The sequence below is a fragment of the Cellulomonas citrea genome (assembly GCF_009829685.1).
Classification (GTDB): Bacteria; Actinomycetota; Actinomycetes; order Actinomycetales; family Cellulomonadaceae; genus Cellulomonas; species Cellulomonas citrea.
This window is the reverse complement of the sequence record NZ_VWSD01000047.1, coordinates 1-20,274: the sequence shown is the minus strand read 5'-3', so window position 1 is coordinate 20,274 and position 20,274 is coordinate 1. Positions and strand designations below refer to the sequence as shown.

The following is a 20,274-nucleotide window of genomic DNA, read 5'->3' as shown; positions in this document are numbered from 1 at the left end:
CCCCCGGAAGGGCCGCGGCGCGCGCCCCGCGGCCACCGCCCGCACCCGCTCCTCGATGCCGTCGGGCGGCACGGCCTCCGGCTGGGTCGCCGTGGTCGCCGGGACGTTGGCGCTGCTCACGATGTTCCTCAGCTCGGCCGTCATCGTCTCGACGAAGAACGTCGGCATCGAGACCTCGTTCGGGCGGCCGGTGGACAGCCTGCCGAACGGGTTCCACCTCATCGCCCCGTGGAACATGGTCACCGAGATGGATGCCGCCATCCAGACCGACAACCACGTGAAAACCGGTGACGCGCAGAGCTGCATCACGGTGCGGATCGCCCACCAGGCGACGGCCTGCGTCGACACGTCGATCCGGTGGCGGATCGAGGAGTCGGCCGCCGACGGGCTGTTCCGCGACTACCGCGACTTCGCCAACGTGCGGGACTCGCTCGTGACCCGTGACCTCAACGCCGCGCTCAACGCCGAGTTCGAGAACTACGACCCGCTGGCGATCGACAAGGACGGCAACTCCACGTCCCCGACCCTGGAGTCGCTGTCGACCAAGGTGCTGGCCCGGATCCAGGGCGAGATCGGCGACCAGATCAACGTGCTGTCGGTGATCATCCCGGTCATCCACTACGACGACAACACCCAGTCGAAGGTCAACGCCCTGCTCGCGCAGGTCGCCCAGACCCGCATCGCCGAGCAGGCCGTCATCACCGCCCAGCAGCAGGCGCTCGCGAACCAGACGCTGGCGCAGTCGGTGTCGAACGACCCGAACGTGCTGGTCTCACGCTGCCTGGACCTGCTCAGCGAGATGGTGTCGAAGGGGCAGACGGTGCCGGTCGCGTTCAGCTGCTGGCCCGGCGCCGGCTCGTCGGTCGTCGTGCCCGGGGTCACCGGCAGCGCGAAGTAGGTGCGGGTCCGTCGGGTCGCTACAGCGAGATCACGGACGCCAGCGAGACGAGCCAGAACCCCATCGCGGTGAGCAGCCCGACCGCGAACCGGGCCAGCGGCCCGCGCGGGTTCTTCCTGCGCGCCGGCAGCTGGACCCAGACCCCGTACGCCAGCAGCGCGACGAACCCCGCCGCACACCCGGCGGTCACCACGGGCTGCTCGCCCCAGGCCCAGACCGCCAGCGTCGCGACAGCGAGGAAGAGCCCGAACGACAGCAGCGCGAGCACGGCCTCGAGGAGGAGCTCCCCGAGCATCTCGAGCACCCTGCGGCCCGCGCGCCTCGCGGGCCGCAGGTGCGGCGCTGCGGCGCCGTCCTCGGTCGGCCCGCCGTCCTCGGTCGCGGCGCCGGTCGCGGGCGTGCTCGTCACACGAGAATCGTGCCGCACCCGGCCGCCACGACGGGCTGGTTCGACGGTGCGCCGGGGGCGCGCGTCCTGCGTCGGGGCAGGCCCGACGGGTACCTCGGAGCGGAGACGGTGGGATTTGAACCCACGGAAGGGGTTGCCCCCTTCACGGCCTTAGCAGGGCCGCGCACTAGACCGGGCTATGCGACGTCTCCAAGACAACGGCTCAGGTTAGCGGGCCGGGGCGCCAGCGCCCAAACCGCGGCCGGTCAGTGCTCGAAGCCCCACTCCCGGTCGGTGAGCATCCGGGCGATGGCCAGGCCGATCGCGAGGGCCACGACGACGAGCGCAGCCGTCACGCCGTAGCCCAGGGCCTGCGTCGTGTCGCCCTGGGCGAGGTAGTAGACGGCCCGGTAGGCGGGCACCCCGGGCACCATGATCGTCACCGCCGGGACGTACACCGTGATGCGCGGCACGTTGAGCCGCGGCGCCACCCAGGCCGCGAGCAGGCCGACGAAGCAGGCCGCGAGCGAGGCCGCGGCCTGCGGGGGCCAGCCGCCCAGCTGGACCGCCATGATGCGCAGCGTGTTGGGCACCGCGGCGATCGCGGCGGCGACGAGCGCCATCCGTCCCGAGCCGTTGAACATGAGCGCGAACCCGAGCACCCCGAGGAACGAGGCGGCCAGCCGCAGCAGCTCGAGCGTCACCGGGTCGAGCGCGGGCGCGGCGGGCGGGTCGGGGGTGAGCCCCACGAGCACCGACACGCCCCAGACGGCGAACGCCGCCGACGCGAAGATCATGAGGGCGTAGGTGAGCCGGGCCACCCCGGCCGAGAAGTCGAGCTTGGCCAGGTCGAGCGCCCCCGTGACGAGCGGGAAGCCGGGCACCAGGAAGAGCGCCGCGGCCACGTACCCGGCCTCGTGCCGGCCGCCGACGCCGACCACGCCGAGCACCTGCACGAACGCCAGGTACGCGAGCGAGGACACCGCACCGGCGAGCATCGTGACGCCGAACTGGTTGTAGCCGCGGTGCAGGAACGACCGCCGTAGCCCCTGCCCCAGCCCGGCGCCGAGCGCGGCACCGAGGATCTCCACCGGTCCGGCGCCGTTGAGGAACGCGAACGCCGCGCACGCCAGCGCGGCCCACAGCGCATTGACCGAGGTGCGGTACAGCGGCGGCTTCGCGGCGATCCGGTCGAGCTCGGCGTCGACGTGCTCGACCGTGACGTGGCCGCGGCGGTCGACGTCCTGCGCCAGCCACTCCAGCTCGGCCAGCCGGTCGGTGTTCACCCCGATGCTGCGGACCTCGGTCACCTCGGTGCGAAAGCTGCGGCCGCGGTGCGACGTCGTCGTGATCTCGGTGAGCGTGACGTGCGCCTCGTGCCGTTCGATGCCGAGGGCGCGGGCCACCCGCTGCATCGACGCCTTGACCCGGTAGGAGCCCGTGCCCGACGACAGCGACAGCCGTCCGACCCGCAGCACCACCCCCGAGCGACGGATCAGCTCGAGCTCGTCGTCGTCAGGCTCGGTCGGCACGGGTCAATGATGACAACGGCTGACGCGAACCCGCAGGACCAGCGACCTGGTGGACTCAGACGTCCCATGTCTTGACCGGCGCCACCCGGCCGCACGCACCCGACCCTGCACTCAGCTCGACGAGGACTCCGCCGCCGCGTCGGCCGACAACGACGCGAGGCGTGCGTGGAGCTCATCGACCCGACGGGCCAGGGACTCGACCTGGGCACGCGTCGCTGCCTGGTCGACCTGGCTCTCCGCCGCCACCCGGTCGACGAGCCAGGACGCCAACGTCGCCGTGACCACCCCGAGCAGCGCGATGCCGCCGACCATGAGGGCCACGGCCACGAACCTACCCGTCAGGGTCACCGGGTAGATGTCGCCGTAGCCCACCGTCGTCATCGTCGTCACGGCCCACCACAGACCGTCCCCGAACCCCTGGATGCTCGCCCCCGGCGCGCCCCGCTCGGCTTCGGTGACGGCAAGCCCGCCGACGAGCAGGAGCAGCAGGGTGCCGCCCACGACGTAGATGACGACGCGTCCGCGCAGGGTCCGCGCGCTCGTGCGGTTGAGCACTGCGAGCAGCGCCACGAGCCGCAGCAGCCGCAGCGGGCGCAGCACCGGCAGCGCGATGACCGCCAGGTCGAACAAGTTGTGCACGACGAACTGCTTGCGATCCGTCGTGACCGCGAGCCGCACGGCGTAGTCGACGACGAACAGCACCCACACCACGGTCACGGTGACCTGGCACACCTGACGCCAGCCGACCGAGGTCGCGGGCCAGATGATCGGCACCGCGTACGCGACCAGGAAAGCGAGCGCGGCCACCGCGAGCGGTATCTCGACCGCCCGCTCCCAGCGCTCCTGCGTGCTCGGCCCCTCCTGCTGGCTCGTCGTCGCTGCCTCGACCGTCATGCCGTCTCCCCCACCCGCACCCGGTGCCCGCGGCAGGGCTCGCGTGCCGACCGCACCTGGCTCGACGACCGGGGTGCAGGGCGACACCGGCCGAGCTGCCCCCGGCACGCACCCGAACAGCACTGTCAGCGGAGGGCGCGGGATTCGAACCCGCGGAGACGGTCTCCCGCCTCAGCAGTTTTCAAGACTGCCGCCTTCGGCCGCTCGGCCAGCCCTCCTCGGCGCCCTGCGGCGCCGGGCGATGAGTCTGCCACGACCTGCCCGCACCGCGCGGCCATGCCGCAGACGACGAGGGCCGTCGTCCGTGATCTCGGACGACGGCCCTGCGGCGGACGGGGTCAGCGGGCGCGCAGCCGCTCCATCGCGAGCTTGACGAGGGAGATGAGCGCCTGCTTCGTCGCGGCACGCGACCGGGCGTCGGTGTAGAGCACCGGCACACCCGGGGCGATCGCCAGGGCCTCGCGCACGTCCTCGAGCTGGTGGCGGGCCACCCCGTCGAAGCAGTTGACGCCGACGACGAACGGGATGCCGCGCGACTCGAAGTAGTCGACCGCCGGGAAGCACTGGTCGAGCCGCTCGGTGTCGACCAGCACGACGGCACCGATCGCACCGCGCACCAGGTCGTCCCACATGAACAGGAAGCGGTCCTGGCCGGGGGTGCCGAACAGGTACAGCCACAGCTGCCCCGGCAGGGCGATCCGGCCGAAGTCCATGGCCACGGTGGTCGTGGTCTTGAGGTCGCTCACGCCACCGGCGTCGTCGACGCCGAGGGAGTGCTCGGTCATCGCGGCCTCGGTGTTGAGCGGCTCGATGTCCGAGATGGACCCGATGAAGGTGGTCTTCCCGACGGCGAAGCCACCGGCGACGATGATCTTGACGACGGTCGGAGCCGTGCTCGCTGCCTTCCCAGACGAGCTGGCGACCGCGGCGTCAGAGGGCGGAAATGCCATTGAGAACACTCTCCAGAACGCTCAGGGACAGGGCGGGCGACTCGCCGGTGGGCAACTCGTCGTTCACGGTCGTGCTGATGATGCGCAGGTACTCACCGTCGGCCAGGTCGGACACGAGGATCCGGGTGACACCGATCGGCAGGTGGAGCAGGGCGGACAGCTCGGCGAGGGAGATGTAGTCCTCGCTGGCGTAGCGCAGGATCGACCGCTTCTCCGGCGGCAGACCCGGCCGGCTGGCAGAGCCCGGCAGCGCCTCGACGAGCGCTTCCAACGGGAGGTCGGAGCGCGCTCGGACACGGCCGCCGGTGACGGCGTACGGCCGTACCGTCCTGGCCTCGAAGCCGAGTTCGTCGCTCATCGTCGTATCCGGGTCAGCCGACCGGCGTCCGCGTGGCGCCGTCGGTCGGCAGCAGGGTCCGCATCTCGGAGATGAGCTGCGGGGTGAGCGTGGCCTCGGTGCGCGAGACGAGCATCGCCATCTCGTAGCCGATGAGGCCGACGTCGCAGGTCGCCTCGGCGATCACGCCGAGCACCGAGCCGTTCGAGACGCTCATGAGGAACAGGAACAGCTCGTCCATCTCGACGATGGCCTGCCGCACGTCACCCGCCTTGAGCTGACGGGCCGCACCACGGGTGAGGCTCGACATACCGGCGACGATCGCCGCCATCTGGTCGCCGCTCGTGCGGTCCAGGTTCTCCGACATCGCCATGAGCAGACCGTCGGCCGAGACCACCAGCGTGTGCCGGGTGCCGGGCACGGTCCGGACGAAGTTGTCCAGGAGCCAGCCGAAGTTGGCTGCCTCGGTGCTGAGCGAGCTCACGCGTCCTCCTCGGTGGTGTAGCCGACGGCTACGGGTCTGGGGGTCGTTTCGTCGGGTGCTGTCACGAGCTGGGCTCCCCCGGGTCGGTCGAGGCCCGTCGGCCACGGCTGGTCCCGGACTGGAACGACGCGAGCCGGGACCTCAGCTCGTCGGCATCCCGCCGGATGGGGTGGTCGCCGGCGGCCGGCGCCTCGGCGGGCATGGCGGTCGGCACACGGCGGGTCAGCTGCTCGCTGGTCCCGCCCATGCTGGGCCGGTAGGTCGAGAGCTGGGACAGCTCGGCGAGCGCCTGCTCCTCGATGTCCGAGCGCAGCGCCAGCATCGCGGCCACGTCGTCGTCGAGGGTGCCGACCCGACCGGTCGAGGGCGTCTGCGACGCGCTCCACGACGTGGGCTCGGCCGCAGGGGCGGCCGGGGCCTGCACGGTCACGCCCGCCGGCTCGAAGGGCACCGAGCCCCACACCGGCGCCGCCGGTACGGTCGGGGTGCCCCACACCGGTGAGCTCGGGACCTGGGCGGTCGGCTCCGGCTCGGCCGGCGGTGCGGCCCAGCCCGTCGGCGCGGACCAGGTGGCCTCGGCGGGGCTGGGCACCTGCTCGGTGGGCGCCCACACCGGGGTGGTCGCCTCGCTCGCCGGCGGTACGACGGGGGCGGCGGGCGACGGCGCGACCGGGGACTGCGCGGTCGGTTCGGCCTTGCCCTTGCGACCGAAGAGCCCGAAGCGCTTCTTGCCCCGGTGCTCGTCGGCTGCGGCCGGCGCCGACGACGCGACGTCCTGACCCACGACCGACGGCCACGCGGGGGTCTCGGCCACCGGTTCGACGGGGGCGGGAGCCCCGACGCCGGGGGCGCCGAACACCGGGGAGAACGCAGCCGGTGCCGCGGGCTCGGGGGCGCCGAACGCCGGGGTGCCGAAGGTCGAGGGGTCGAACGCCGCCGGCTGCTGGGCGACCGGAGCGCCGAACGGCTCGGCGGGCGGGGTCGCGTCGTCCTGCTCGAACGGCGGGGTCGCGCCGTACGGCTCCACCGGCGGGGCGAAGTCGTAGGGCCCGGACAACGGTACCGGCGCGCTGTCGGCCGGGACGGGCGGCGGCAGGTACGGCACCGTGCCGTCACCCTCGGACGCGGTGGTCCAGCCCTCGTACCGGCCCTCGTCGTCCGCGGATGCGTCCGCCGGGTCGGTCGCCGGCGCCCAGACCGGTTCGGCCGGACCGGCCGACCAGTCGGCGAGCGGCGCGGTGCCGGACCAGTCGGGCTGGGCCTGGGTCGCGGACCAGTCGACGGCGGTCTCGGGCTCGAGCACCGGGGCGTACGGCGCCTCGCCGTCCTCCGGCTCGAGCGCGATCGGGTCGAACGCCGGCACCAGACCGCCGGCGGAGCCGGCGTCCTGCACGAAGAGACCGGCGGGCTGCCAGTCGGCCGAGTCCCACGTGGGGCTCGGCCAGTCGCTGCCGGGCTCGGCGGGCTGGACGACAGGGATCTGGCCGGTGGCCCAGCCTGCGACGTCGTCCTGGGTGTAGCCGTAGGGCACGTCGGCGTCCGGGGCGGCCGGGGCGGCGTGCGCACCGCGCCGGGTGCGGGTCCGGGGGCGCTGGGCGAGCGGGGCTGCGGGCGCCGCCACGTCGGCGGTCGGCTCCTGCGGCTGCTCCGGCTCCGGCTGCGGCTCGGGAGTCGATGCGAACGCCGCGAACGCACCAGGCGCCGCGAACGCGGCGGACTCTGCCGCGGGCGCCTCGTCGGCGGGTTCGGCGGCGACGGGCTGCTCGTCCTGCTGCCGTGACCAGCCGCGGAACCCGGTGAACAGGCCGCGCCGGTCCTCCGGGTCGACCGGCTTGGCCGGGGACAGGTCGAGGAGCGGGACCTCGTCCGGCTCGGACTCACCGTCACGTCGACGCGTCGGCAGACCCGCGGTCTGCGAGCTCACGATCATCGGCGCCCAGCCGGCGCCACCCGCCTGCAGGTCCGTCGGGATGTCGGCCGGCGTGATCGCCTCGGGCAGCACGAAGGAGCCCGACTCGTCGTCCGCCGACACGCCCTGGCGGCGGCGCGGCAGCCCCTGCTCGGTGGACCCGTCGGTGAGTGCGGCGAGGTCGACTTCCCGCACCGTGGGGACCTCCTGCTGCGCGAGCGCCGCCTCCAGCTCAGGGGACAGCGTCGGGGTCGCGAGCATCGGCTGCTCGGCGCCGCGCGTCGGCACGGCCGGCGGCAGCGCGTCCGGCTCCAGGCCGGAGAACAGCGCCACCGGGAACCGCACCAAGGTCTCCGTGCCGTTGCCGCCGGGCACGTGGCGCATGGTCACCTTCGCGCCGAGACGGTTGGCCAGCCGGGCCACCACGAACAGACCCAGCCGCTGGGCGCCCAGCGAGTCGGCCGGTGAGGTGAACGCCAGCTTCTCGTTGACGGCGTCGAGCTCGGTGTCCGTCATGCCGATGCCGTGGTCACGCACCGTCACCGTGACGAACTGGCCCTCCATCCCGGTGGCGACCTCCACGGGGGTGTCCGGCTCGGAGAACACCGAGGCGTTCTCCAGCAGCTCGGCCAGCATGTGCGCGGCCGGCAGGGCGTTGAAGCCGAGCATGAGCGGGTCGACGTTGAGGTCGAGCTCGACCCGGTCGTACTGCTCGATCTCGGACGAGGCCGTGCGGATGACGTCCGACAACGGCATCGACTCGCGCAGCCGGCGCCCCGAGTCGATCCCGGCGAGCACGAGGAGCGACTCGGCGTTGCGGCGCATCCGGGTGGCCAGGTGGTCGAGGTGGAACAGGTTCGCCAGGACCGTCGGGTCCTCCTCGGACCGTTCGAGCGAGTCGACGAACGCCAGCTGGCGGTTGAGGAGCACCTGGTCGCGGCGCGCGACGTTGACGAACATCTCGGCGATGGACCCGCGCAGCGCCGCCTGCTGCTGGGCGACCTGGATGGTGGTGGCGTTGACGTCGTTGAACGCCGCCGCGAGCCGGCCGATCTCGTCCTGGGAGTCGACCTGGATGCGGGGCAGCTCGATGTTGGGGCCCTCACCGGGCACCGCCACCTGCTCGACCAGCAGCGGGAGCTGCTCGCGCACGTCCGCGGCGGCCTCTGTGAGCCGCCGCAGCGGCCGCACGATCGACCGGGCCACCAGGTTCGCCAGGATCCAGGACGCCACGGCGACCAGGACCATCGCGGCGAACGTGATGACCAGGCGGATGAGCGCGGACCGCTCGGCCGCCTGGGCCTGCGTGTCCGCCAGGTCGATGACCTGCGCCTCGACCTTGCCGAGCGCGTCGAACAGGGTGGCCTGCGCCGTCGTCCAGCCGTCAGGGGTGATCGAGTCGGTGACCGACGGGTCGCCGTTCGCCAGGTGCGAGCGCATCTTGGCGGTCTCGTTGGCCATCGCGCGCAGCTGGTCGCCGTTGAGCCTGAGGTCGTCGACCGCACCTGCTGCGGCCTTGCGGGCCGCGTCGGTGTCGGCCGCGGCCGTGACGTAGGCATCCACGGCGACGACGTTGCCCGGGGCCTTGAGCACGGCGAGACCGGCCTGCTGCTCGGTGAACAGGGCGACGGAGTAGGCGCGCACGGCGGCGTCGGTGGCGATCGTGGTGGCGAGCGTGCGGTTGAGCAGACCGTTGGCGAAGTCGGAGACGAAGGTGCCCCACGCCGTGGAGATCGAGGCGTAGCTGCTGCCGACCAGCCCGGTGGCGTTGTCCACCTGGCCACGCGCCGAGGTGAGGGTCTTGCCGAGGGAGCCGAGCATCGCGGTGAAGTCGGTGCGCGCCTGCGGGCTGAGCTGGCTCACCTCGACGTGGTCCGCGGCGACCTTGACGCGCTCGACCTGGGCGTCGGTCGCGGCGCGGGCCGCTGTGAGCGTCTTGGTGTCGATGGTCCCCGTGGAGGCGGTCTGCTCGTTGCGCAGCGCCTGCGACAGACCTTCGGCGGACTGCAAGGTCGCGACGACGGCGCTGTTGGCTCGGGCGTACCGCAGGTCCTGGTAGGCGTTCCAGGTCACGAGGACGCCCGCGACGAGCAGCACCACCATGGGAACGGCAAGAACCGCCCTCACCTTGGTGCTGACGTTCAGCCGTCGCAGCATGTCGTTCCTCTCGTCCGAACGGCTCGGTCGCGTCTGCCGCACGCACCCGACCCGGACCGGAGCATGGTCGATCAGCCCCGTGCAGTCCTCATCGGCTCAGGTCCGCACCGGCATGAGGTGTCACCTCATTGTGCCGTGATCGTCCCACGCCGGGGAGGACTCCGGTGTGACACATGTGATGACCAGGTCACGGTGCCACTGTCACTCGTCCGGAGGAACCCCGTGGGCTAACGTCCCGCGGATGCGTGTCATGCAGATCACGGAGCCGGGCGGACCGCACGTGCTGCGGCCGGCCGACCTTCCCGTCCCCGAGCCGGGACCCGGGCAGGTGCAGATCAGCGTGGTCGCGGCCGGTGTCAACCGCGCCGACCTGCTGCAACGGGCCGGGCTGTACCCGCCGCCGCCCGGTGCGCCGACGTGGCCCGGGCTCGAGGTGAGCGGGGTCGTGTCCGGCGTCGGACCGGTGCGCGACGACGGGAGCCCGCGCTGGGCGGTCGGCGACCGGGTGTGCGCGCTGCTGCCCGGCGGGGGCTACGCCGAACGGGTGGTCGCCGACGCCGCGCTCGTGCTCGCGGTGCCTCCGGGACTCGATCTGGTCGACGCCGCGGGGCTGCCCGAGGCGATCGCCACCATCGGCAGCAACCTGCGCGCAGCCCACCTGGCCGACGGCGAGACGCTGCTGGTCCGGGGCGGTTCGGGCGGCATCGGGTCGATCGCCGTGCAGCTGGGCCGGGCGCTGGGCCATCGGGTGCTGGCCACCGCGGGCGGGCCGGAGCGCGTCGCACGCGTGCGCGAGCTCGGGGCCGACGTCGTGCTGGACCATCGGCGCGACGACCTCGTGGAGCAGGTCCGTGCCGCCACCGACGGCCGCGGGGTCGACGTGCTGCTCGACGTGCTGGGTGCGGCGGGTCTGGCCGACAACCTCGCGATGCTCGCCGACGACGGCCGCCTCGTCGTGCTCGGGCTGCAGAGGGGCGCCCGGGCCTCGATCGACCTCGGGCTGCTGCTCGCCCGCCGGCTCTCGGTGGCCGGCACCTCGCTGCGCTCCCGTCCGGCGGACCAGAAGGCCGCGATCATGGCCGATGTCCGGGACCGGCTGTGGCCGCTGGTCGCCGACGGCCGGGTCCGCCCCGTCGTGCACGCCCGGCTGCCGCTCGACCAGGCCGCGCAGGCGCACCTGCTGCTCGACTCCGGCGACGTGTTCGGCAAGCTGCTGCTGCTGCCGTAGGCCGCCGGCCGGGGGCCGCCCGGGTGCCGGCCCGGGACCCAGCGGTGCAGATCCCGGCGGGCGCCGCGGGCCGGGCGGACAATGGCCGCATGACCTCCGCGCAGGACGACCACCGCTCGGTCACGCCGCAGGACGCGAACACCCCGGACGGGTCCCAGGACCCGGTCGAGGAGGACGTGCGCACGCTCGTCGGCCAGCCGGCGAAGGTGATGCGGATCGGCACCATGGTCAAGCAGCTGCTCGACGAGGTGCGGTCGGCCCCGCTGGACGACGCGGCGCGCACCCGGCTGGCGCAGATCCACGAACGGTCCCTCGCCGAGCTCGAGGAGGGCCTGTCCCCCGAGCTCGCCGCTGAGCTGCGCCGCCTGTCGCTGCCGCTGGAGGGGGAGCAGCCCACCGACGCCGAGCTGCGGATCGCGCAGGCCCAGCTGGTCGGCTGGCTCGAGGGCCTGTTCCACGGCATCCAGACGGCGCTGGTCGCCCAGCAGATGGCGGCCCAGGCCCAGCTCGGCCAGATGCGGCGGGCGGCGCTGCCGGCCGGGTCGGCGCCGGGCGTGCTGCTGCGGTCCGACGGGGACGACGACGCGCGGCCGGCGACGGGGCAGTATCTCTAGACCTCGGGATTAGTTAGGTACTTGACGGTTAGGAAACTGACGATCTACCGTCGTGCCGTGGCCGATACCGACACCTCCCCGCAGCTCGCCGAGCTCATCGTGCGCATCGCGATGCGCCTGCGTCAGGACATGACGACGTCGTTCACCCGCGCCTTCGCTGAGGTCGACCTCGGCGGGCTCACCCCGCACCAGGCCCGCATGGTCGGCTTCATCGAGGCGAACGAGGCCGGCGGCCTCACCCAGCGCGACCTCGCCGAGGCGACCGGCACCCGGGCGGCGACCATCTCGAGCCTGCTCACCGGGCTCGAACGCGACGGCTGGGTCGAGCGCCGGCCCGACCCGCACGACGCCCGCCGCAAGACGGTGCACGTCACCGACAAGGCCCGACGCGTCGTCAAGAGCTTCGAGTCGGCCATCTGGGCCACCTCGAGCGTCGACCTGTCCGCCTTCACCGCAGGCGAGCAGACCCAGCTCGTCGAGCTGCTCACCCGGCTGGACCGCCAGCTCGCCGGCTGAGCCGACCACCGCCACACCCCGTCCGAGCGCGTCCCCTGCCGGGGCGTGCCGATCCCGCACGTCTTCACGAGGAGCACCCATGTCCACGCACGACGACCGCTACTACCTGCTGCAGGCCCCCATGCCACGGGCGCTGGCCCACCTGGCCGTCCCCATGATGGCCGCCACCAGCGTCGGCATCCTCTACTCGGTGGTCAACGCCGGGTTCGTCGGCTCCCTCGGCTCGACCGCCCTGCTCGCCGCGATCACGCTCGGGCTGCCGCTCACGGCCCTCGTCATGGCCGTCGGCGGCGTGTTCGGCACCGGCGGCGCCGCCGCCGTCAGCCGGCTGGTCGGCGAGCTCGACGGCGCCGTGCCCGAGGCGGCGGCCGAGCTGCGGCTGCGCATCCGCCGGTACTCGGCGTTCACCGTCTGGGGATCGGTCGCGGCCGGCGCGATCGTCGGCGCGCTCGGGCTGCTCTGGCTGACGCCGGTCACCCACCTGCTCGGCGCCGACGGCCCGGCGTTCGCGCCGACCGCCGCCTACGCCGGCGTGCTGCTCGCCGGCACCCCGGTGCTCACCCTGGCGTTCGCCATCGAGCAGCTCGTGCGGGCCGAGGGGGCCGCGCGGGCGTCGATGACGGCCCTCATCGCCTCGACCGTCGTGAACTTCGCGCTCGACGTGCTGCTCATCCTCGTGCTCGGCTGGGGCGTCGCCGGTGCGGCGCTGGCCATCGTCGCCTCCAACGCCGTCACCGTCGGGTACCTCGTGCGGCACCTGCACCGGCACAGCCCGGAGATCCGGATCTCGCCGCGGTGGCTCGCGGCCGACGGCGCCGTCGTGCGCGAGGTGCTCGGCATCGGCTCCTCCGAGCTGCTCATGAGCGGGTTCATGCTGGTGAGCAGCCTCCTGTTCAACAACGTCGCCGTGCACTACGGCGACGCGGCGCTCGCGGGCGTCGGGGTGGCGCAGCGCATCGTCCAGGTGCCCGAGATGCTCGCCATGGGCGTCGCGCTCGGCGTCATGCCGCTCATCGCCGCGTCGACCGGTGCCGGGCTCGTCGGGCGCCGCCGGCTGGCGATGCGACACGCCGCCGGGTGGGTCGCCGTCGTCGTCGCGGTGTTCGCGGTGCCGCTGTTCGCCCTCGGCCCGCAGGTGCTGCAGCCGTTCAGCCACGACCCGGCGGTGCTGGCGATCGGCGCGACGGCGCTCGTCGCCCAGCTCGTGTCGGCCCTGTTCAACGGGTTCACGACGCTCGCGGTGACGTTCTTCCAGGCCACCGGGCGGATGGGGCCCGCCGCCGTGCTCGCCACCGCCCAGGGCGCCCTGTTCATCCCGGCGCTGCTCATCGGCCGCGCGCTGTTCGGGCTCACCGGCGTCATCTGGTCGATCACGGCCGCCGAGCTCGTCTGCCTCGTCCTGGCCGGCGTGCTGCTGCTCGTCTCGCGCGGCCGGCAGACGGCCGACCCGACGTCGGACGGCGAGGCGGTCCCCGCCGGGGCGGCCGAGGTCGCGGCCTAGCGACGCCCGCGCGGCGACGGAGAGCGGCCCGGCGGGGCGGTGAGCACGATCGCGCCGGTGACCAGCGCGAGGCCGACGATCTCCAGGCCGTGCGGCCACTGGCGCAGCACCACCGCACCGACGACGGCGGCCGAGGCCGGCAGGATCGCCAGCAGCACCGCGAACGTCGCGGCGCTCACCCGGCGCATCACCACCTGCTCGACGCCGTAGGGCACGACCGAGGAGAGCACCGCGACCGCGGCGACCGCGATCGCCAGCCGCCCGTCGTGCAGCACCGGCCCGGCGCCGGCCGCCAGCGGGCTGAACACCAGCGCACCCACGCTCATCGCGAGCGCCAGCCCGACGAGCCCGCCGCCCGTCTGGGCGTCGACCTGCGGCACCCCGTCGTCCTGCGCACCGGCCGCCACCGGGGTCGCACCACGCGCGACGACCCGGCCGAGCACGATGTAGCCGGCCCAGAACCCCGCCGCGACCAGGATCGCGACAAGCCCCACGACGGCGTCGGGCCCCAGCTGCAGGCTCACCCCGGCCAGCAGCAGCACCCCGGCGAACGCCACCACGATGGCCCAGCGCTCGCGGACGCTGCGCCCGGTGACGGCGGCCACCGCGACCGGCCCGATGAACTCCACGGCCACGGCGGTGCCGAGCGGCAGCCGCGAGATCGCGATGTAGAAGGAGACGTTCATCGCGGCCAGCACCACCCCGAACGCGGCCGTCGTGAGCAGCCGGCGGCGGTCCCAGCGGTGCCGCCAGGGACGCTGCCAGGCGAGCAGCACGAGTGCCGCACCCACGATCCGCAACCAGGCGACCACCGGCGCGGCGAGCACGTCGAACAGCCGGACGGCCACCGCGGCGCCCAGGTACTGGGTGAGCCCGGACACGACGAACAGCGCCGGCGCCGGCACCCTGCCCCGCGGCCGGGCGCTGGGCCCGGGGTCGGTCACCGGGGCTGCAGCGAACGCAGGACGGCGAGCACCCCGTCGTCCTCGATGGTGCCGGTCACCTCGTCGGCGGCGGCGCGCACCGGCTCCTGGGCGTGCCCCATCGCCACCCCGCGCGCAGCCCAGCGCAGCATCTCGGTGTCGTTGCTGCCGTCACCGACGGCGGCGGTCGCGAACGGCTCGACGCCCAGCCGGCGCCGCACGGTCTCCAGCGCGGAGGCCTTCGAGACCCCGCCCGGGGTCAGGTCGAGCCAGGCGCTCCAGCCCACGGCGTAGCTCACCTCGTGCAGGCCGACGCGTTCGACGATCTCGTGGAACTCCTCGGGCGTGCTGCCGAGCGAGCGCAGCACCACCCGGGTGGCGGGGGCGGCGACCAGCTCGTCGAAGGTCGCGACCGAGATCTCGCCGTTGAGCTCACCGGCCGGGAACAGGGCGTTGGCCAGGAACCCGATGCCGAGCCGCTCGACGGCGATGAGGGCGTCCGGCAGCTCGGCGGCCAGCGCACGCAGGGCGGGGCCGGGGTCGAAGGTGACGACGTCGACCACCTCGTAGCCGTCGTCGAGGTCCGGGTCGAGCCGCGCGATGACGGCGCCGTTGGAGCAGACCACCCAGCCATCGGTGAGGCCCAGCTGCTCGGCGACCGGGAGGGTGCCGGCGACCGAGCGGCCGGTCGCCAGCACGACGTGCACCCCGGCCTCGACGAGCGCCTGCACCGCGGCGTGCACCTCGGGCGAGATGACGCCGTCGTAGCTCATGAGCGTGCCGTCGACGTCCAGCGCGACGAGCCGGGCGCGGCCACTCATCGCCGGCCGACCGGTTCGATGACCTCGAGCCCGCCCAGGTAGGGCTGCAGACCCGCCGGGACGCGCACCGACCCGTCGGCCTGCTGGTGGTTCTCCAGGATCGCGACCAGCCACCGGGTGGTGGCCAGCGTGCCGTTGAGCGTGGCGACCGTGCGCAGCGACCCGTCCTCCACGCGCTCGCGCACCCCGAGCCGGCGGGCCTGGAACGTCGTGCAGTTCGAGGTGCTGGTGAGCTCGAGGTAGCGCTGCTGGCTGGGCAGCCATGCCTCGCAGTCGTACTTGCGGGCCGCCGAGGAGCCGAGGTCGCCGGCCGCCGTGTCGATCACCCGGAACGGCAGCTCGACGAGGCGGATCAGCTCCTTCTCCCAGGCCAGGATGCGCTTGTGCTCGGCCGCGGCCTCCTCGACCGGGACCCAGCAGAACGCCTCGACCTTGTGGAACTGGTGCACCCGGATGATGCCGCGGGTGTCCTTGCCGTAGGAGCCGGCCTCGCGGCGGTAGCAGGCGCTCCAGCCGGCGTACCGCTTGGGGCCGTCGGACAGGTCGAGGATCTCGCCCTGGTGGTAGCCGGCGAGCGCGACCTCCGAGGTGCCGACCAGGTACAGGTCGTCGGCCTCGAGGCGGTAGATCTCGTCGGCGTGCGCCCCCAGGAAGCCGGTGCCGGCCATGATCTCGGGCTTGACCAGCGTCGGGGTGATCATCGGCGTGAAGCCGTGCGAGACGGCCAGGTCCATCGCGGCGGTGAGCAGCGCCAGCTCCAGCCGCGCACCGATGCCGGTGAGGAAGTAGAACCGCGCGCCGGAGACCTTCGCGCCGCGTTCGGTGTCGATGGCCCCGAGCAGCTCGCCGAGGTCCAGGTGGTCGCGCACCGGGAAGTCGAAGGTCGGCGGGGTGCCGACGTGCTCGAGCACGACGTAGTCGTCCTCACCGCCCGACGGCACCTGCGGCTCGATGACGTTCTCGATGCGGCGGGCCAGCTCGGATGCGGTGCGCTCGGCCTCGTCGGCGTCGGCCTGCAGGGCCTTGACCTTCTCGGCGAGCCCCTTGGTGTGCGCCAGCAGCGCCGCCTTCTCCTCACCCTTCGCCTGGGCGACGAGCTTGCCGTGCGCCTTCTGCTCGGCGCGCAGCTGCTCGAACTGCGTGAGCGCGGCACGCCGGCGGGCGTCCGCGTCGAGCACCTGGTCGACCAGGGCGGGGTCGGAACCGCGCGCCCGCTGGGAGGCACGCACCAGGTCGGGGTCGTCACGCAGCAGCTTGAGGTCGATCACGGCATCGACCCTACCGACCCGGGCCGACGCGGGCGGGCGTGGACCCGCGCACGGCCTCACCCGGCCCCGCTCCCCGCGCCCGCGTAAGGTGCCCGCATGAGGGCGGAGGGCTGGATCGCGCTGGTCGCGGACGTGGTGGCGCTGGTCGCTCTCGTCCTCGTCGTGCTCGTGTGGCGGCGCCAGGCGCGGTGGCGCCCCGACCCGCCCGACGCACGTCCCTGGGTGACGCCCCGTGCCGGCAGCGAGGCCGCCGTCGAGCAGCCGAGCGGCCCGCTGCTGGCGTTCGTCATCAACCCGTCCAAGCCCGACGCCGCGACGCTGCGCCTCAAGGTGCTCGCCGCCTGCGCCGGCCGCTACCTGCGCGAACCGCTGTGGCTGGAGACGACGGTCGAGGACCCGGGCGTCGGCCAGGCCAAGGCCGCGGTCGAGGCCGGGGCGCAGATCGTCGTGGCCGTCGGCGGCGACGGCACCGTCCGGGCCGTCGCCTCCGCGTTGGCCGGCACGAGCACCCCGATGGGGATCATCCCGCTGGGCACCGGGAACCTGCTGGCCCGCAACATCGACCTGCCGCTCGCCGACCCGCTCGCCGCGCTCCAGGTGGTGCTCGACGGCAAGGACAAGCCGATCGACGTCGGCCGGCTGCACGTCGACCGCTGGGGTCCGGAGGAGAAGGGCCCCCGCGAGCGCGACCACCTGTTCCTCGTCATCGCCGGGATCGGGTTCGACGCGGCGATGGTCGCCGACACCGACGACGTGCTCAAGGCCAAGGTCGGCTGGATCGCCTACTTCGTCGCCGGGGTGCGCCACCTGCACGGCCGGCGCACCCGGGTGCGGGTCTCGCTCGACGGGCGCGCCACCCAGACCGCACGCGTGCGCAGCCTGCTCATCGGCAACTGCGGACGGCTGCCCGGCGGCATCACCCTTCTGCCCGACGCCGTGCTGGACGACGGCTGGCTCGACGTGGCGGCCATCGACACCCGCGGCGGGCTGGCCGGCTGGGCCCAGCTGTTCGGCGAGGTGGTGCTGCAGGGCGCCGGCTATCGCAGCTCGATGCCCGCGCGGATCGGGCACATCGACCACATCCGCGCCCAGGTGGTGCAGCTGCACGTGCGCGACGCCATCACCGCCCAGGTCGACGGTGACCTCGTCGGGGACGTGCTCGCGCTCACCAGCACCATCGAGCCGGGAGCCCTGGTGCTGCGGGTCCCGGCCTGACCCAGGCCGCGTCCGACCCGCTTCGCCCTTCCCCGCTCCTCCCGCACACCGCCTGGCCACCGCAGCCCCGCTCGCGCGACCTCGCGCCACCGCACAGGTCCACGTCACCCCGTTCCCAGTCCGCTGTCAGCGACCGCTCCGACGCTCGTCCCGGTCCGGACGGCGGGCCCGGGAAGGACGAGCGATGCGTGCAGGTACGGGGCGACTGGCCAGGTCCGGGCGCCGGACGCTGTGGATCAACGTCGGGCTGGCGGTGCTGCTGGTGCTGGCGGCGGGCAGCGCGGTCGCCCTCGTGCGGGGACCGTCGACGGCTCGCCCGAGCGTGCGCACGACGAAGGTGAGCCGCGGCACGGTGTCCGCGACCGTCACCGGGAGCGGGAACGTGGCGAGCGCATCGGCTGTCGCGCTCGACTTCACGTCCGGCGGCACGGTGGCCACCGTCGCGGTCGCGGCCGGGCAGCAGGTGACGGCCGGGCAGACGCTCGCCACCCTCGACCCGACGGCCGACCAGCGCGCGGTGGCGACCGCGCAGGCCCAGCTCACCTCGGCCCAGCAGGCGCTGTCCCAGGCCCAGCACGGGGCCACCGCCCCCCAGGTCGCCAAGGACAGGCTGTCGGTGCAGTCCGCGCAGCTGCAGCTCACCGGCGCCCAGCAGCAGGTCGCCAACGCCCAGGCGCAGCAGACCCAGGACTCTGCCACGGCCGACGCCGCGGTCGCGACCGCCCAGGCGGCGCTCGCGGCGGGCACCGGCACCCAGGCCCAGCTGGACCAGGCCACCACGCAGCGCGCGGCCACCGAGCTCAAGGACTCCCAGTCGGTGACGAGCGCGCAGCAGGCGGTCGCGTCCGCCCAGCTGCAGGTCGAGCAGCAGCAGGCCACGCTCACCGCCGACCAGACGCCGAGCAGCACGGCGGTCGCGCAGGCCCAGGCCCAGGTGGCGAGCGCCCAGGCCGCCCTCGACGCGGCGAACCAGACGCTGGCCGGCGCGACGCTCACCGCACCGCAGGCCGGGACGGTGCTCGCGGTGAGCGCCATCGTCGGGCAGCAGGTGTCCGCCGGCGGGCGCAGCACGGTGAGCGCGGGCTCGTCGGGCACCGGGTCGAGCGGCAGCGGCGGGTCGGGGTCGGGCGGCGGGAGCTCGGCGGGGTCGGCCTCGTCCGGGCTGGTCGAGATCGCCGACCTCGGCCACCTGCAGGTCACCGCCGACATCGCCGAGGCCGACGCCGCATCGGTGCAGGTCGGGCAGACCGCGACGGTGACGTTCCCGGCCACCGGCGAGACCGCGACGGGCACCGTGACCGCGCTGTCGCCGACCTCCGTGACGACGAGCAACGTCGTCGAGTACCCGGTGACCGTGGCGCTGAGCGGCACCCCGGCGGACATCCACCTGGGCGCCACGGCGAGCGTCACCGTCACCACCGCGACCGCGACCGATGCGCTGTGGCTGCCGTCGTCGGCGATCACCACGCTGGGCGGCACGCACACGGTGACCGTCCTTGCCGCCGACGGGTCGCAGCAGGTCACGCCGGTGCAGATCGGGCTCGTCGGCGACGCCGGGACCCAGGTCACGAGCGGGCTGTCCGAGGGCCAGGAGGTGGTGCTGGCGACCAGCGCGACGTCGAGCACCACGTTCCCGACGCTCGGCGGGGCGCTCACCGGGGGCCGGGGATGACCCGGCCGGTGGTCGACCTGCAGGCCGTCACCAAGGTCTACGGCACGGGGGACACCGCGGTGCACGCGGTCGACGGCGTCTCGTTGCAGGTGGCGCGCGGGGAGTACGTCGCGCTCATGGGTGCGTCCGGGTCCGGCAAGTCCACGCTGATGAACCTCGTCGGCTGCCTGGACGCCCCGACCGGCGGGCGCTACCTGCTCGACGGCGTCGACACCCGCGGGCTCGACGACCGCGGGCAGGCGATCGTGCGCAACCGGCTCATCGGGTTCGTGTTCCAGTCGTTCAACCTGGTTGCGCGCACGTCGGCGGTGGAGAACGTCGAGCTGCCGCTGGCCTACCAGGGGGTGCGCGGCGGTGAGCGACGACGGCGGGCGCTCGCGGCGCTCGACCGCGTGGGGCTGGCCGGACGCGTGCAGCACCAGCCGTCCCAGCTGTCCGGCGGCCAGCAGCAGCGGGTCGCCATCGCCCGGGCCCTCGTCACCGACCCGGTGCTGCTGCTCGCCGACGAGCCGACCGGCGCGCTCGACTCGCACTCCACCGCCGAGGTGCTCGACCTGTTCGACGACCTGCACGCCGGGGGCCGCACGCTCCTGGTCATCACCCACGAGGAAGAGGTCGCCGACCGCGCCCAGCGCGTCGTGCGGATGCGGGACGGCCGCGTCGTGGCCGACGAACCGGCCGGGGCCCGGCACCGGGCGGACGTGCACGCCGGGGCGACGCGGTGAGGCTCCGGCAGGCGTTCCGGTTCGCGCTGCGCGGGCTGGCGACCAACCGGATGCGGTCGGCGCTCACCACGCTCGGCATCCTCATCGGGGTCGCGGCGGTCATCAGCCTGGTCGCGATCGGCAACGGGTCGAGCGCGGCCGTGCAGTCCCAGCTCGGCAAGCTCGGCACCAACACGCTCACCGTCCGGGCCGCGCAGGGCGGGACGGGCGGGCGCAACGGCGGCGGTGGCGGCGGCGCGCTG

At 73.9% G+C, this 20,274-nt stretch carries 19 protein-coding genes and 2 tRNA genes; 9 read left to right on the top strand and 12 right to left on the bottom strand.

Annotated features, from left to right (window positions below; all coding sequences use genetic code 11):
* The coding region (locus F2B26_RS07400) for an SPFH domain-containing protein (RefSeq protein WP_159807934.1) at nucleotides 1-898 on the top strand (898 nt) is incomplete at its 5' end.
* A gap of 19 nt (nucleotides 899-917) precedes the next feature.
* Here the strand turns inward: F2B26_RS07400 and F2B26_RS07395 are convergent.
* The 9 genes from F2B26_RS07395 to F2B26_RS07355 all read right to left on the bottom strand — a co-directional run bounded on the left by F2B26_RS07395 (nucleotide 918) and on the right by F2B26_RS07355 (nucleotide 9,549).
* Entirely contained in the window at nucleotides 918-1,307 is a 390-nt protein-coding gene (locus F2B26_RS07395) for a hypothetical protein (RefSeq protein ID WP_159807932.1), read from the bottom strand.
* A 100-nt stretch (nucleotides 1,308-1,407) separates the two neighbouring features.
* Nucleotides 1,408-1,498: transfer RNA gene (locus tag F2B26_RS07390), tRNA-Ser, on the bottom strand.
* Nucleotides 1,499-1,552: 54 nt separating this feature from the next.
* On the bottom strand, nucleotides 1,553-2,818 hold the full coding sequence (locus F2B26_RS07385) for a threonine/serine exporter family protein (RefSeq protein WP_159807930.1): 1,266 nt from the start codon (nucleotides 2,816-2,818) through the stop codon (nucleotides 1,553-1,555).
* Between the two features lie 111 nt (nucleotides 2,819-2,929).
* The gene (locus tag F2B26_RS07380; RefSeq protein WP_159807928.1) at nucleotides 2,930-3,712 is read right to left on the bottom strand and encodes a potassium channel family protein; all 783 of its coding nucleotides are present in this window, start codon (nucleotides 3,710-3,712) and stop codon (nucleotides 2,930-2,932) included.
* A gap of 129 nt (nucleotides 3,713-3,841) precedes the next feature.
* Nucleotides 3,842-3,930 (bottom strand) — tRNA-Ser (locus tag F2B26_RS07375).
* Nucleotides 3,931-4,050: 120 nt separating this feature from the next.
* On the bottom strand, nucleotides 4,051-4,662 hold the full coding sequence (locus F2B26_RS07370; protein ID WP_159807926.1) for a GTP-binding protein: 612 nt from the start codon (nucleotides 4,660-4,662) through the stop codon (nucleotides 4,051-4,053).
* Entirely contained in the window at nucleotides 4,643-5,020 is a 378-nt protein-coding gene (locus tag F2B26_RS07365) for a DUF742 domain-containing protein (RefSeq protein ID WP_159807924.1), read from the bottom strand. Before F2B26_RS07365 ends, F2B26_RS07370 begins: the two co-directional genes overlap by 20 nt.
* 13 nt (nucleotides 5,021-5,033) lie before the next feature.
* The gene (locus F2B26_RS07360) at nucleotides 5,034-5,483 is read right to left on the bottom strand and encodes a roadblock/LC7 domain-containing protein (protein ID WP_159807922.1); all 450 of its coding nucleotides are present in this window, start codon (nucleotides 5,481-5,483) and stop codon (nucleotides 5,034-5,036) included.
* 61 nt (nucleotides 5,484-5,544) lie between these two features.
* Nucleotides 5,545-9,549, bottom strand: a complete 4,005-nt coding sequence (locus tag F2B26_RS07355) for a HAMP domain-containing sensor histidine kinase (protein WP_159807920.1) — start codon at nucleotides 9,547-9,549, stop codon at nucleotides 5,545-5,547.
* 241 nt (nucleotides 9,550-9,790) lie between these two features.
* On the opposite strand from F2B26_RS07355, the gene F2B26_RS07350 reads away from it, so the two are divergent.
* The 4 genes from F2B26_RS07350 to F2B26_RS07335 all read left to right on the top strand — a co-directional run bounded on the left by F2B26_RS07350 (nucleotide 9,791) and on the right by F2B26_RS07335 (nucleotide 13,408).
* The gene (locus F2B26_RS07350) at nucleotides 9,791-10,777 is read left to right on the top strand and encodes an NAD(P)H-quinone oxidoreductase (RefSeq protein ID WP_159807918.1); all 987 of its coding nucleotides are present in this window, start codon (nucleotides 9,791-9,793) and stop codon (nucleotides 10,775-10,777) included.
* Nucleotides 10,778-10,866: 89 nt separating this feature from the next.
* Nucleotides 10,867-11,391 (top strand): proteasome activator, encoded by a 525-nt coding sequence (locus F2B26_RS07345; protein ID WP_159807916.1) that lies wholly within the window; start codon nucleotides 10,867-10,869, stop codon nucleotides 11,389-11,391.
* A gap of 57 nt (nucleotides 11,392-11,448) precedes the next feature.
* Entirely contained in the window at nucleotides 11,449-11,907 is a 459-nt protein-coding gene (locus F2B26_RS07340; protein ID WP_159807914.1) for a MarR family winged helix-turn-helix transcriptional regulator, read from the top strand.
* A gap of 79 nt (nucleotides 11,908-11,986) precedes the next feature.
* The gene (locus tag F2B26_RS07335; RefSeq protein WP_159807912.1) at nucleotides 11,987-13,408 is read left to right on the top strand and encodes an MATE family efflux transporter; all 1,422 of its coding nucleotides are present in this window, start codon (nucleotides 11,987-11,989) and stop codon (nucleotides 13,406-13,408) included.
* Here F2B26_RS07335 and F2B26_RS07330 read toward each other — a convergent pair.
* The 3 genes from F2B26_RS07330 to serS are packed head-to-tail and all read right to left on the bottom strand — an operon-like array spanning nucleotide 13,405 to nucleotide 16,420.
* Nucleotides 13,405-14,313: an EamA family transporter gene (locus tag F2B26_RS07330; protein ID WP_159807936.1), complete on the bottom strand. Its 909-nt coding sequence runs from the start codon at nucleotides 14,311-14,313 to the stop codon at nucleotides 13,405-13,407. The genes F2B26_RS07335 and F2B26_RS07330 overlap by 4 nt on opposite strands.
* 35 nt (nucleotides 14,314-14,348) lie before the next feature.
* A complete protein-coding gene (locus F2B26_RS07325; RefSeq protein WP_159807910.1) occupies nucleotides 14,349-15,152 on the bottom strand; it encodes an HAD family hydrolase in 804 nt (267 codons plus the stop codon).
* On the bottom strand, nucleotides 15,149-16,420 hold the full coding sequence (gene serS, locus F2B26_RS07320) for a serine--tRNA ligase (protein ID WP_159807908.1): 1,272 nt from the start codon (nucleotides 16,418-16,420) through the stop codon (nucleotides 15,149-15,151). The genes F2B26_RS07325 and serS overlap by 4 nt, the downstream gene beginning before the upstream one ends.
* Nucleotides 16,421-16,516: 96 nt before the next feature.
* Between serS and F2B26_RS07315 the strand changes: the two genes are divergently transcribed.
* From F2B26_RS07315 to F2B26_RS07300, 4 genes are all read left to right on the top strand, one after another.
* Nucleotides 16,517-17,635, top strand: a complete 1,119-nt coding sequence (locus F2B26_RS07315) for a diacylglycerol/lipid kinase family protein (RefSeq protein WP_159807906.1) — start codon at nucleotides 16,517-16,519, stop codon at nucleotides 17,633-17,635.
* 184 nt (nucleotides 17,636-17,819) lie between these two features.
* On the top strand, nucleotides 17,820-19,307 hold the full coding sequence (locus F2B26_RS07310) for an efflux RND transporter periplasmic adaptor subunit (protein ID WP_159807904.1): 1,488 nt from the start codon (nucleotides 17,820-17,822) through the stop codon (nucleotides 19,305-19,307).
* Entirely contained in the window at nucleotides 19,304-20,032 is a 729-nt protein-coding gene (locus tag F2B26_RS07305; RefSeq protein WP_159807902.1) for an ABC transporter ATP-binding protein, read from the top strand. The genes F2B26_RS07310 and F2B26_RS07305 overlap by 4 nt, the downstream gene beginning before the upstream one ends.
* Nucleotides 20,029-20,274, top strand: a 246-nt coding sequence (locus F2B26_RS07300) for an ABC transporter permease (protein WP_235929550.1), incomplete at its 3' end; no start/stop codon positions are given. The genes F2B26_RS07305 and F2B26_RS07300, both read left to right, overlap by 4 nt.

Excerpts from the sequence above, each read along its gene's own strand:
- F2B26_RS07370 (WP_159807926.1), bottom strand. The coding sequence starts at position 4,662 with ATGGCATTTCCGCCCTCTGACGCCGCGGTCGCCAGCTCGTCTGGGAAG.
- F2B26_RS07305 (WP_159807902.1), top strand. The coding sequence starts at position 19,304 with ATGACCCGGCCGGTGGTCGACCTGCAGGCCGTCACCAAGGTCTACGGC.
- F2B26_RS07365 (WP_159807924.1), bottom strand. The coding sequence starts at position 5,020 with ATGAGCGACGAACTCGGCTTCGAGGCCAGGACGGTACGGCCGTACGCC.
- F2B26_RS07335 (WP_159807912.1), top strand. The coding sequence starts at position 11,987 with ATGTCCACGCACGACGACCGCTACTACCTGCTGCAGGCCCCCATGCCA.
- F2B26_RS07345 (WP_159807916.1), top strand. The coding sequence starts at position 10,867 with ATGACCTCCGCGCAGGACGACCACCGCTCGGTCACGCCGCAGGACGCG.
- F2B26_RS07325 (WP_159807910.1), bottom strand. The coding sequence starts at position 15,152 with ATGAGTGGCCGCGCCCGGCTCGTCGCGCTGGACGTCGACGGCACGCTC.
- F2B26_RS07350 (WP_159807918.1), top strand. The coding sequence starts at position 9,791 with ATGCGTGTCATGCAGATCACGGAGCCGGGCGGACCGCACGTGCTGCGG.
- F2B26_RS07310 (WP_159807904.1), top strand. The coding sequence starts at position 17,820 with ATGCGTGCAGGTACGGGGCGACTGGCCAGGTCCGGGCGCCGGACGCTG.
- F2B26_RS07380 (WP_159807928.1), bottom strand. The coding sequence starts at position 3,712 with ATGACGGTCGAGGCAGCGACGACGAGCCAGCAGGAGGGGCCGAGCACG.
- F2B26_RS07315 (WP_159807906.1), top strand. The coding sequence starts at position 16,517 with ATGAGGGCGGAGGGCTGGATCGCGCTGGTCGCGGACGTGGTGGCGCTG.
- F2B26_RS07355 (WP_159807920.1), bottom strand. The coding sequence starts at position 9,549 with ATGCTGCGACGGCTGAACGTCAGCACCAAGGTGAGGGCGGTTCTTGCC.